We start from the raw sequence: 10,275 nt of genomic DNA on the forward strand, positions 1-10,275 counted from the left end.
GAGTCGTTACCACTCAAGAAAGGTGCGTCTGCCCGGCTCTCTTGCCGAGCAGTTGTTCGAGTTCAGTTGAGGAGTGACGACACATGACCAGGACCTTCGACCCCTTCCGGGAGATGGACCGACTCTTCGGTGAGGGCTTCCGCACGACGACACCGGGCCCCATGCCGATGGACCTCTACCGACGCGGCGAGACGTTCGTCGCACAGATCGACCTGCCCGGCGTCGACCCCGGCTCGATCGACATCGACGTCGAGGACCGCACCCTGACGATTCGAGCCGAGCGCCTCAGGGAGCAGCTCGACGACGTCCGCTGGCTCTCGCACGAGCGCCCGACCGGCACCTTCGCCCGCCAGCTCTCGCTCGGCCGCGGCCTCGCCCTCGACGACATCCAGGCCGACTACCGCAACGGCGTCCTGACCCTGACGATCCCGGTCGCCGAGGAGGCCAAGCCGCGCAAGATCGCCGTCTCGCACGGTGACGACAAGACGGCGGCCATCGAGAGCCAAGCGAGCTGAGCGACCCCTCCCAGCAGATCGACGAGGGCCCCGACCGCCGAGGTCGGGGCCCTCGTCGGCGTCCACGGGACCAGCATCGCGGTGCGGCAGGACACCGGGCCCCTACGGTGAGCCCCCGGCCGGGGAACTGGACCGGCGCACGCCAGGACGAACCGAGGCCCGCGCGGGCCTGCGGAGGACCGGGCCACTCGAGTGGCCGGGGCTGTGGAGGACCGGGGCACTCGAGTGAGCTGCGTGGGCGCCGCTGCCGTGGTCAGCGGTCGAGGCAGGTGCACACGCAGGAACGGTTGCCCTCGGGGTCGGCGAGGACGACGAAGGACGGGGCGTTGTCGTTGTCGACGACGGTCCCACCGGCGGCCACGGCGGCGGCGATGCGCTCCTCGGCGATGTCATGCGGCAGCCAGAGGTCGAGGTGGAAGCGCTGCCGCGGGGTTCGATGCGCCTCCGTGTCCTGGAACCACAGCAGCGGCAACCGTCCCCTGGGATCGATGACGGCCGAGCCGTGGAGGGCATCGGTGCTCCCCGTGAGCAAGGCTGCCCAGAACGGCCCGACCGCAGCCACGTCGGCGGTGTCCAGGCCCACCTCGATCTCGGAGACGGCGTGCGGGTCCGCATCGATCCCCTGGGCCTGCGCGATCTCGCTGATCCGGCGAGCGAGGTCGACATCCCGCTGCGTCAGCCCGCCTACGTCGTGACTGATGAGCGTGACGTCCACGTGCGGATAGGTGAGCGCGAGGTCGGGATGGTGGTTCGCCTCCTCCGCGACTTCGGACACCGCGGTGACGAACCGGAGCCCTGCGGCGAAGTCGCCGGTGAGGAACCGGGCCTGGAGTGCCTGGGCCAGCTTGCGCCAGTCCGTCAGCCTGGCGTCGAGGATCTGCTCTGTCGTGAGGCTGTCCATCGCTCCAGTATGGTCGGCGGCTCCGGGCAACGGGATCTTGGCAGGTGTGGGAGATATCGGACCGGTTGGCTGGAATTCCGGCCCAACCGGCGCGGATCACCCCCACGCGCCACGTCGTCCCCGACGTCAGCTTCCCGCCCGGGCCGAGCGGCCCAGCCGGGCGAGCAGGGCGGTCTGGCGGTCGCTGTCTGCCGGCACGGGCAGTGCCGGCTTGCAGACACCGTCGTCGTAGAGGTGCTCGCCGAAGGCAGGCAGGGCAGTCTCGACGAGGTCGAGCTCCGCGTCGGTGAACCGCTCGTCGCGGTCCGCGGCCCGGGCCAGGTCCCAGCGGTGCACGACAAGGTCGAAGCCGTAGAAGTCCGTGATGGTCGCCCCCACGGTGGTGCGGCCGAAGAGGCCGTCGTACTCGAGCCCGGCGACCGACTCGTCAGCCAGCAGTCGGCGCAGCTCCTCGACGTGGGCGTGCCACCCGGCGACGGGGTCCTCGTCGAGCGCGGGGTCGGGGCCCAGCTCGATGCCCCGAGCGCGCAGGAAGCCCCGCTGCGACCCGACGACGTGGTCGAGCACGTCGCGCCCGGTCCATCCCTCGCACGCCGACGGCGCGTCCCACGCATCGTGGGGCAAGGAGTGGACGACCGCGCCGAAGGCGTCAGCGAGTGCAGAGAAGCGGCCGAGGACGGGGTTGTGCTCCGGTGCCGTGTCGGGTGTCGTGTCGGACGTCGTGGGCGTGGTCAGGGTCCTGGTGTCGTTCGATCCAGTGGTCATACGAGCACGGTAGGAACGCCACCACCCCGCGGTCTTGATACTTTCCGACACATGCCCGGCCGACCCGCTCGCGACACGGAGCCGGCTCACCTGCTCGATCCTGCCGAGCTCCACTTCACCATCGACCGCTACCCGGTTCCCGCGCGCCTCGCGCCGGTCGCGCGTCGCTTCTGGATCCCGGTGTGGGACGTCCCCGCTGGTCGGGAGTCGCCCCAGCACGTGCTCCAGTACCCCGTCTGCCTCATCGTCGTCACGGACGAGTACGCCCGCTTCTACGGTGTCGCCTCTGGACTCTCGACGACCACGCTCACCGGCCGCGGCTGGGCCGTCGGACTCATGTTCCAGCCCGCCGCGGGCTACCTGCTCACCGGCCGCCCCGTGCGCGAGGTCACCGACCGCTTCGTCGACGTGGAATGCGTGACCGGGCTGAGCGGCATACGGCTCGCTGACCGCATCAGGGCCGTCATGCGCGACGACCCCCGCGACGAGGACCGGCGGGCCGCCGCCCGCGCCGTCGTCGAGGACCACCTCGCCACCCTCCTGCCCGTGGACGAGGAGGGCGCCTTCGTCAACGCCGTCGTCGAGACGGTGGAGACGACCCCCGAACTGCTCCGGGTGGACGACCTGTGCCAGCGGTTCGGCGTGGCCGAGCGCACCCTCCAGCGGGTCCTGCACAAGCGGGTCGGCATCACCCCGAAGTGGCTCATCCGCCGGCGGCGACTCCACGAGGCGGCCGACCGCCTCCGGGACTCCGACGCCGACCTCGCCGCCATCGCGTCCGACCTCGGTTACGCCGACCAGGCCCACCTGACGCGGGACTTCCGTGCCGCGACGGGCCTGACACCGGGGAGGTTCGCTGCGCGTTTCCGCAGCGGCGAAGGTCCCTAGCCTCGCGCCGATCGGTGCAGCTCGGCGAGCCCCACGTAGACCTCCGCGTTGGCGCGGACCCGCTGGAGATCGTCGTCGGTGAGCTCGCGGCGCACCTTGCCGGGGACACCGGCGACGAGCGAGCGCGGCGGGATGACGGCGCCCTCCTGGACGACCGCCCCGGCGGCCACGAGCGAGCCGGCGCCGACGCGGGCACCGTTGAGGATGATCGAGCCCATGCCGATGAGGCAGTCGTCCTCGATGGTGCAACCGTGGATCACGGCGCGGTGCCCGACCGAGACCCCGGCCCCGATCGTCGCCGGCTTGCCGTGGTCGGTGTGCACGATGACGCCGTCCTGGAGGTTGCTCCGCTCCCCGAGCACGATGGGGTCGAACTCCGCCCGGAGCACGGCCGTGTACCAGACGCTCGAGCCGGCCTTGAGCTCGACTCGACCGATGACGTCGGCGCTCGGGGCGACCCACGCGGACTCGTGGACCTGGGGGACGTGCTCGCTCAGTGGGATCAGCATGAGCAGAGGGTATGCCGCGGAGCCGGCTCACCCGCCGCTGGGACCCTTCCGTCGTGGCCGGGTCAGCCGGTCTGCGGACCGAGGCCGGCCGCCGGGTCCTGCTGCTGCCCGCCCGCCGCGCTCCGCGGCTCCTTGAGCTCGACGAAGAGGACGTGGGTCGGGGTGTCGCCGATGTTCTCGCCGAGGTGCTGCTGGGCCGGGAGCCACCCCGTCGTGCCCGCCTCGAGGGAGACGTCGCGCTCGGCATCGCCCGAGACGAGGCGCCGCCGGAAGGAGGACAGCGTGTACATCACGCTGTCGGGGTGCTCGTGCACGGTGGTGCGCTCGCCCGGCGCGTCCCGGTACTCCAGGACGCGGACGCGCTCGTTCTCGAAGACGACGCTGTAGTGATCCGGGTTGGTCACGACGGGATCGAGGCTCATGGGAGCAGGATGGCAGGATCGCCGCGACGCGGAGGCGGTTTCGGAGGTCCCGATCGGCGGACGGTGAGGGCGCACCGGGCTGCCGTGCGGGCGTCACGCCTCGATGGTGTCGAGCTGATCGATGACCCTCTCGAGGAGCTGCGCGAGCTCGCCGCGTTCGTCCGCTGACAGGCCGCGGAGGATGTCGCTCTCGACGACGTTCGACTCGCGGATCGAGTCGCTGAAGAGGTCCCAGCCCTCGCTCGTCAGCGAGATGAGCGTCCGGGTGCGGTTCGTCTCGTCGGGGCGACGCTGGACGAGGCCGCGCTGGGCCATCTTGTCGAGGCGGTGCGTCATCGAGGACGGCGCGACGTTCGTCAGGTCCGCGAGCTGGCTGGGCGTCAGGCACGACTCGCCCGCCTTGGCGAGGGCTGCGACGACGGCCCACTCGCCCTGGGTGAGGTCGAGGTCGGCGAGCTGCCTGACGTACCACTGGTCGAGCTTCTTGGTGACGCCGTAGATCGCGGTGATGACGCGCTGCACCGACTCCTCGCCGCCTGCAGCCACGTAGGCCGCCACCGCCTTGCGGTGCTGCTCCTGCGCCGACCTCGCCCGCGTCGCCATCCCCCGATTGTGGCACGAAGTCCTTCGACTGCTAACCTTTCGATATCGAAGTTAGGCTTCGAAGTATTCGGCATCGAAGCCGCTGTCTCTCCAGGGGCGGGCCAGCCGCCTCCACGTCACCGGAAAGGGGTGTCATGTCGTCATGCGCGCCAAGCTGCTCATCCTCGCGTCCTCCATCGGGATGCTCGGCTGGGGTGCCGTGCTGCCCTACCAGTACGCGTATGCCGCTGACACCCGGACATGGGGATCGCTCGCTGCCGCTGCGGCCTCGTCCCTCTTCTCGGTCGGCGCGCTGGTCGCAGCACCCTTCGCCGGTCGGCTGAGCGACCGGTTCAACCCGGTCCTCGTCGTCGTCCTCGCCCAGCTCCTCGCGGCGCTCGGCGTCGGCGGTTTGGTGCTGGCTGACACGCCGTCGACGTTCCTGGTCGGCATGTTCGTCTTCGGTCTCGGGCTCAGTGCCGCCATGCCGGCCAAGCAGGTGCTGGTGCTGCGATGGGTCGCTGCGCAGGACCGTCGCAAGGTCTTCGCCTACAAGTTCACCGGCGAGGCCATCGGGATGGCGATCGGCGCGTACGTCGCCGGACACCTCGTGGACCTGTCGCGAGCCGACGGCCTCGACGTCGGGTTCCTCACGGCCGCCCTCGGTTTCGTCGTCTCGACGGCGATCGTGGCGGGTGCCGGAGCGCGTGCGACGATCCATCCCGAGAGCGGGCTCGACTCGACGGACGCGAGCCCGGGCCGACCGATCGAGGCGTTGCGCGCGATCTTCGCGAGCCCGGCGTTGCGATGGACCGCGGTCATCACGGTGACCCTCGCGCTCGGCTTCTACGCCCAGTTCGAGGCAGGCCTGCCTGCCTACGCGATCACCGTGCTCGACGTCGACTCCCGAGCGATCGGCACCGCAGCCGCGGTCAACTCGATCATCATCGTGGCGCTCCAGGTCGTCGTCGTCCGCGTGACCGCCCGCCGGAGCGCACCGACGCTGCTCATGGCCGTCGGGTCGATCTGGGTCCTGGCCTGGCTCATCCTCTCGGCCGCGCAGTTCCGGCCCGAGATCGCGGCCGCCCTCTTCGTGACGACGTTCGGCGTCTTCGCGATCGGCGAGACGATGTACTCACCCGTGCTCAACCCCCTGACCGCCTCGCTCGCGCCGAAGGGCATGGTGGGCCAGACGCTCGGCACCTTCGCCGCGCTCCAGACGACGTTCTCGGCCCTGGGCCCGCTCGTGGCCGGCGCGCTCCTCGGCGCCGGCCTGGCCAATGGCTTCCTCGGCCTGCACATCGGCGTGAGTGTGCTCGCGGTCTACGCCGCCTGGCGGCTGCGGCGAGTCCTCGGCTCCCGTGCTCACACGAGCTCGTCGACAGGCGTCGGCAGCAGTCTGCCGGCGAGCCCCACGGAGCGGGAGAGCGTCGCCGCGTAGTCCGTGCGGAGCCGGCGGCCGGCGACGTCATGGCGGCAGTCAGGAGGTGGGGAGCACGGCGATGACGACCTTCCCGCGGACGTGGCCGGTCTCGCTGAGCCGGTGGGCCGTGGCCGCGTCAGACAGCGGGACGACCCTCTCGAGGTCCACCGCGAAGCGGCCCGCCTCGTGCAGGCGCGCGACGAGCTCGAGCGCGCGCAGGGCCCTCGGCTTGTCGCGCACGACCCTCGCCCCGACCTGTGCCGCGCCGAAGTCCGCCACGCTCACCACCTGCGCCGGGTCGGAGACGAGCGTGACGAGCTCGGCGAGAGATCCCGACCCGGCCGTGTCGAGGACGGCGGTCACGCGCCCGACGCCGAGCGCCGCCACCCGGCCGGCGATCCCGGGGCCGTACTCGGTGTGCAGCGCGCCGAGCCGCCGGACGTAGTCGGCATTGCGCCGCGAGGAGGTGCCGACCACCGTCGCGCCGAGCGCCTGGGCGAGCTGCACGGCAGCGGAGCCCACGCCGCCCGACGCGCCCTCGACGAGCAGGACGGTGCCCTCGCCCACGCCGAGGTCCTCGAGGCCGCGCAGGGCGGTCTCGCTCGACAGGGCCGCGGCAGCGGCTTCCACCCAGGTCATCGAGGCCGGCTTGTGCGCCCACCCGTCGAGCACCGCGAGCTCGGCCGTCGTCGCCGACCCGAGACCGAACACCTCGTCGCCGACCTCGACACCGGAGACTCCGGCACCGACCTCGTCGACGACGCCCGAGCCGTCGACGCCCGGCACGACGGGGAATCTCGGGCGGAACACGTCCTTCATCCGGCCGGACCGGACCTTGACGTCCCAGACGTTGACGCTGGCCGCGTGGACCCGGATGCGGACCTGGCCTTCCGCCGCGTGGGGCTCCGGCACGTCCCCGACCGTGAGGACCTCCGGGCCGCCGTACTCGCGGTAGAGGAGCGCACGCATGACGACGTCAACCCCGCTCGTGGAAGCGGATGATCCGCTCGATCGCCTCAGCGACCGCGTCGGGGCCTGCCGCGAAGCTCAGCCGCACCGATCGCTCACCGGCCCGGTCGTCGAAGTCGCCACCGGGAGTGAGCGCCACTCCCTCCGTGTCGAGCAGAGCGGTGGCGTATGCCGCTGAGCTGGGCCAGCGCTCGAGCTGCGGTCCGAGGTCGGCGTAGTAGTAGAACGCGCCGTCGGCGGGCGCCGCGGTCCCCCAGCCGAGGCGAGGTGCGTGGTCGAGGAGCAGCTTGCGGGTCCGGGCGAACTGCGCGACGGCCTCGTCGCACTCGGCGTAGGACGCGTCCGTGAACGCCTCGACGGCGGCGTACTGCGCGGGGGTCGGGGGGCACAGGGCGACGTTGCCTGCGAGTGCGTCGACGGGACGCGCCAGCTCCTCGGGGAGGAGGAGCCAGCCGAGCCGCCAGCCCGTCATGCCCCAGTACTTGGAGAACGACGAGACGACGATCGACGAGTCGTCCAGCTCCCACGCGCACACGCCTCGGGGGTCGGCCGCCCCCGGGTCCGGGTAGGTCACGCCGTGGTAGATCTCGTCGCTCACCAGACGCACACCGTTGGCGGCGCACCACTCTGCGATCGCGGTCAGCTCTGCTCGATCCACCATGGTGCCGGTCGGGTTCGCGGGCGAGGCGACGATGAGGCCCGCCAGCGGAGCCTCTCGGTGGGCGGCGTCGAGCAGTTCCGGCGTGGGCTGGAACCGCACCTCCGGTCCGCAGTCGACCTCGACGACCTCGCAGCCCAGCGCAGCGAGGATGTTGCGGTAGGCGGGATAGCCGGGCCGCGCCAGGGCGACCCGGTCGCCCGCGTCGAAGGCTGCGAGGAAGGCGAGCAGGAAGCCGCCGGAGGACCCGGTCGTGATGGCCACGCGGGCCGGGTCGACGTCGAGGCCGTACCAGCGCCGGTAGTGGCCGGCGAGGGCCTCGCGCAGGGGGCGGATGCCGAGGGCCGAGGTGTAGGTGAGGGCCTGTCCCGACGCGTGGATCTGCGCAGCCGCCCGGGACACGGCGGTCGGCGCGCCGCCGGACGGCTCGCCGGCGCAGAGGGAGATGACGTCACGACCTGCCGCGCGCAGGACGGCCACACGGTCGAGGACGTCCATGACCTCGAAGGGCGGGACCTGGGAGCGGCCGGACGGGTGGAGCGGGCGCGGCCTGGGAGTCACGCCCATCAGTCTCCCCCACGTGCCCAGACCGAGACCCGAATGCTCACGCCTCAATACCTCTTCCTCTCCTAACACTATTAGGCAATACTGATGGCGTGAGGCAACGCTCCATCACGACAGTCACTGCCGACTGGAGGGCCCGCCGGCGCGCGGAGTCCGTCGACGAGATCGTCGCGGTCGCACTGCGGCACATGTCGCTGGAGGGCGCGGGGGGTCTCAGCCTGGGTGCGGTGGCCCGCGAGCTCGGCATGCGAACCCCATCGCTCTACACGTACTTCCCCTCCAAGGCAGCGCTCTACGACGAGCTCTTCCGCCGTGGCTGGGTGGATTACGCCGAGGCGACCCGGCCCGCACCGATCACGGCCGGGACAGACCTGCGCGCCTACCTGGCTGCGGGCCTGCTCACGTCGCTCGAGTGGGCGCAGACCCATCGCGCCAACGCCGAGCTCATGTTCTGGCGGCCGATTCCCCGGTGGGAACCGACCCCGGAGTCGTTCGCGGCCTCCCTCGTGGCCATCAGGAACCTCGCCGACGTCATCGGCTCCGCCCAGCAGCTCGGCCTGCTCACCACTGAGGTCGAGGCCGAGGAGATCGTCCAGGTCATCGGGGTCGTCTCGATGGGCCTGGTCTCGCAACACCTGTCCAACGACCCCCACATTCCGGCGCGTGACGGACGCCTGGCTCGCCACGTCCACACCCTTGCCGACATGGTCGTAGGTCAGTACGAAGGAAGCACGACATGACCCTCGTAGCAGTGCGCGCCCGAGAGATTCCGCAGACGCCCCGCGACAGGGCGGCTCAGCACAACACACAGGAGCTTGCCGCCCTGCTCGTCATGGCGCGCACCCTCACTCCTGCCCAGTGGCGGGCCCAGACGGACTGCACCGAGTGGCGCGTGCGCGAGATGTTCGCCCACTGTGCGGGCGCCGCGGAGGAGGGCAGCCGTCCTCTCAAGAACAGCGTCCGCCTCGCCAGGGCCGAGGTGCAGCGGCGGCGTGACCAGAACCGCCGCGATCCCGTCGACTACTGGTGCGCCATGCAGATCGCGGATCGGGCGTCACTGGACGACGCGGCACTTCTCGCCGACCTCGTGCGCTGGGCGGCCAGGGCTCCCGAGGGCAGGAGGCGCATCCCCGGGTTCATCCGGCGCGCGAAGCTCCCCTCCTCCGCCGGGTTGCGGCGTGGAGCCGACCTGGCGTACTTCCTTGACGTCATCGCGGGCCGCGACGTCTGGCTGCACCGCGTGGACCTCGCTCGCGCCACCGGCGTCGAGCTCGCCCTGACCGACGCAGAGGATGAGGTTGTCGCCCAGGTGATGCGCGACCTCGACATCGAGTGGGGCGGGCCCGCAGTCGACGTCACCCTGACCGGTCGTGCGCCGGGTCGCTGGCTCATCGGTGACGCCGCGCCCATCGCGAGCGTGACGGTGGACTCGCTCGCCTTCATGCGGCTGCTCTCTGGACGCTCTGACGAGTGCGACTTCGCCTGCGAGGGCGACCCGCGCGCGGTGGATCTCCTACGGGCTGCGCGGGTCGTGTTCTAGCCCGAGCCCCAGGGCCCACCGAGGCTCCCGCTGAGGAACCGCGCCCCGACTGCGAGCCCGGTCTACTCCAACAGGGCCTTGAGCCGGGCGAGGTCCTTCGTCGTGGCGGCTCGCATCGCGCGCGATCGACCGCACGCCGATCGCGGCGAAACCGCTCGGCTGGCCGGAGTTGCGCAGAGTCATCCGGGTGCGCCCCTCGCTGCCCACGCGCATCGGCGGTGGAGTCTGCCACTCGACGCTCTTGATGTTCGCGTCCCACCGTGGCGCGTTCGAGGGGTCCCCGGCGAGGGCGGACACGTGCTCGACCGGGCGGTCGATGACGGTGTCGACGAGGACGTCCACGGGCATGGCCCCAGCCTGATACCGACGGCGCCCCGGCGTCGGCGTCTTCACGGACAGGTCCAGCCGTGCCGCCTGTGAGGACGGCGCACATCGGCCGGGGCGACGTATGGGTGCGCCACACATATTTCGGCACGCGGCCGGGCTGCTAGACAGGCCAGAGCTCCTGACCGGCTGCTGCAGAAGGGATCCCGCCGTGC

Annotated in this window: 13 protein-coding genes; 5 read left to right on the forward strand and 8 right to left on the reverse strand. The window is 71.4% G+C overall.

The annotated features are described in order from the left end of the window. Window positions 1-83: 83 nt before the first annotated feature. Window positions 84-515 carry an Hsp20/alpha crystallin family protein gene (locus LOY02_RS06930; protein ID WP_317181603.1) on the forward strand — a complete coding sequence of 144 codons (432 nt, stop codon included), beginning with the start codon at window positions 84-86 and terminating at the stop codon, window positions 513-515. A gap of 253 nt (window positions 516-768) precedes the next feature. Here LOY02_RS06930 and LOY02_RS06935 read toward each other — a convergent pair whose 3' ends face one another. After that, window positions 769-1,416 carry a 4a-hydroxytetrahydrobiopterin dehydratase gene (locus tag LOY02_RS06935; protein ID WP_317181604.1) on the reverse strand — a complete coding sequence of 216 codons (648 nt, stop codon included), beginning with the start codon at window positions 1,414-1,416 and terminating at the stop codon, window positions 769-771. A gap of 126 nt (window positions 1,417-1,542) precedes the next feature. Then, on the reverse strand, window positions 1,543-2,181 hold the full coding sequence (locus LOY02_RS06940) for a TIGR03086 family metal-binding protein (RefSeq protein ID WP_317181605.1): 639 nt from the start codon (window positions 2,179-2,181) through the stop codon (window positions 1,543-1,545). A 51-nt stretch (window positions 2,182-2,232) separates the two neighbouring features. Between LOY02_RS06940 and LOY02_RS06945 the strand changes: the two genes are divergently transcribed. Next, the gene (locus tag LOY02_RS06945) at window positions 2,233-3,069 is read left to right on the forward strand and encodes an AraC family transcriptional regulator (protein WP_317181606.1); all 837 of its coding nucleotides are present in this window, start codon (window positions 2,233-2,235) and stop codon (window positions 3,067-3,069) included. Here LOY02_RS06945 and LOY02_RS06950 read toward each other — a convergent pair. From LOY02_RS06950 to LOY02_RS06960, 3 genes are all read right to left on the reverse strand, one after another. Further along, a complete protein-coding gene (locus LOY02_RS06950) occupies window positions 3,066-3,578 on the reverse strand; it encodes a gamma carbonic anhydrase family protein (protein ID WP_317181607.1) in 513 nt (170 codons plus the stop codon). The two genes, LOY02_RS06945 and LOY02_RS06950, sit on opposite strands and share 4 nt — an antisense overlap. Window positions 3,579-3,640: 62 nt before the next feature. Beyond that, window positions 3,641-4,000 (reverse strand): cytoplasmic protein, encoded by a 360-nt coding sequence (locus tag LOY02_RS06955; RefSeq protein ID WP_317181608.1) that lies wholly within the window; start codon window positions 3,998-4,000, stop codon window positions 3,641-3,643. Window positions 4,001-4,093: 93 nt separating this feature from the next. Beyond that, a complete protein-coding gene (locus tag LOY02_RS06960; RefSeq protein WP_317181609.1) occupies window positions 4,094-4,603 on the reverse strand; it encodes a MarR family transcriptional regulator in 510 nt (169 codons plus the stop codon). 142 nt (window positions 4,604-4,745) lie between these two features. Here LOY02_RS06960 and LOY02_RS06965 point away from each other — a divergent pair, with 142 nt between their 5' ends. Next, window positions 4,746-6,023, forward strand: a complete 1,278-nt coding sequence (locus tag LOY02_RS06965; protein WP_317181610.1) for an MFS transporter — start codon at window positions 4,746-4,748, stop codon at window positions 6,021-6,023. Window positions 6,024-6,062: 39 nt separating this feature from the next. Here the strand turns inward: LOY02_RS06965 and LOY02_RS06970 are convergent, their stop codons facing one another. After that, window positions 6,063-6,974 (reverse strand): NADP-dependent oxidoreductase, encoded by a 912-nt coding sequence (locus LOY02_RS06970; protein WP_317181611.1) that lies wholly within the window; start codon window positions 6,972-6,974, stop codon window positions 6,063-6,065. 7 nt (window positions 6,975-6,981) lie between these two features. Next, entirely contained in the window at window positions 6,982-8,199 is a 1,218-nt protein-coding gene (locus LOY02_RS06975) for an aminotransferase class I/II-fold pyridoxal phosphate-dependent enzyme (RefSeq protein ID WP_410505927.1), read from the reverse strand. An 89-nt stretch (window positions 8,200-8,288) separates the two neighbouring features. Between LOY02_RS06975 and LOY02_RS06980 the strand changes: the two genes are divergently transcribed. Both LOY02_RS06980 and LOY02_RS06985 read left to right on the forward strand, forming a co-directional pair. Then, window positions 8,289-8,936 (forward strand): TetR/AcrR family transcriptional regulator, encoded by a 648-nt coding sequence (locus LOY02_RS06980; RefSeq protein WP_317181612.1) that lies wholly within the window; start codon window positions 8,289-8,291, stop codon window positions 8,934-8,936. Continuing rightward, a complete protein-coding gene (locus LOY02_RS06985; protein ID WP_317181613.1) occupies window positions 8,933-9,736 on the forward strand; it encodes a maleylpyruvate isomerase family mycothiol-dependent enzyme in 804 nt (267 codons plus the stop codon). Before LOY02_RS06980 ends, LOY02_RS06985 begins: the two co-directional genes overlap by 4 nt. Here the strand turns inward: LOY02_RS06985 and LOY02_RS19230 are convergent. Then, window positions 9,710-10,201 (reverse strand): SRPBCC family protein, encoded by a 492-nt coding sequence (locus LOY02_RS19230; protein ID WP_410505928.1) that lies wholly within the window; start codon window positions 10,199-10,201, stop codon window positions 9,710-9,712. The genes LOY02_RS06985 and LOY02_RS19230 overlap by 27 nt on opposite strands. Window positions 10,202-10,275 lie beyond the last annotated feature (74 nt).

It is taken from the genome of Intrasporangium sp., from assembly GCF_032907665.1.
GTDB lineage: Bacteria > Actinomycetota > Actinomycetes > Actinomycetales > Dermatophilaceae > Intrasporangium.

Coding starts and splice junctions, on each gene's coding strand:
- LOY02_RS06930 (WP_317181603.1), top strand. CDS start 84: ATGACCAGGACCTTCGACCCCTTCCGGGAGATGGACCGACTCTTCGGT.
- LOY02_RS06935 (WP_317181604.1), bottom strand. CDS start 1,416: ATGGACAGCCTCACGACAGAGCAGATCCTCGACGCCAGGCTGACGGAC.
- LOY02_RS06940 (WP_317181605.1), bottom strand. CDS start 2,181: ATGACCACTGGATCGAACGACACCAGGACCCTGACCACGCCCACGACG.
- LOY02_RS06945 (WP_317181606.1), top strand. CDS start 2,233: ATGCCCGGCCGACCCGCTCGCGACACGGAGCCGGCTCACCTGCTCGAT.
- LOY02_RS06950 (WP_317181607.1), bottom strand. CDS start 3,578: ATGCTGATCCCACTGAGCGAGCACGTCCCCCAGGTCCACGAGTCCGCG.
- LOY02_RS06955 (WP_317181608.1), bottom strand. CDS start 4,000: ATGAGCCTCGATCCCGTCGTGACCAACCCGGATCACTACAGCGTCGTC.
- LOY02_RS06960 (WP_317181609.1), bottom strand. CDS start 4,603: ATGGCGACGCGGGCGAGGTCGGCGCAGGAGCAGCACCGCAAGGCGGTG.
- LOY02_RS06965 (WP_317181610.1), top strand. CDS start 4,746: ATGCGCGCCAAGCTGCTCATCCTCGCGTCCTCCATCGGGATGCTCGGC.
- LOY02_RS06970 (WP_317181611.1), bottom strand. CDS start 6,974: ATGCGTGCGCTCCTCTACCGCGAGTACGGCGGCCCGGAGGTCCTCACG.
- LOY02_RS06975 (WP_410505927.1), bottom strand. CDS start 8,199: ATGGGCGTGACTCCCAGGCCGCGCCCGCTCCACCCGTCCGGCCGCTCC.
- LOY02_RS06985 (WP_317181613.1), top strand. CDS start 8,933: ATGACCCTCGTAGCAGTGCGCGCCCGAGAGATTCCGCAGACGCCCCGC.
- LOY02_RS19230 (WP_410505928.1), bottom strand. CDS start 10,201: ATGTGTGGCGCACCCATACGTCGCCCCGGCCGATGTGCGCCGTCCTCA.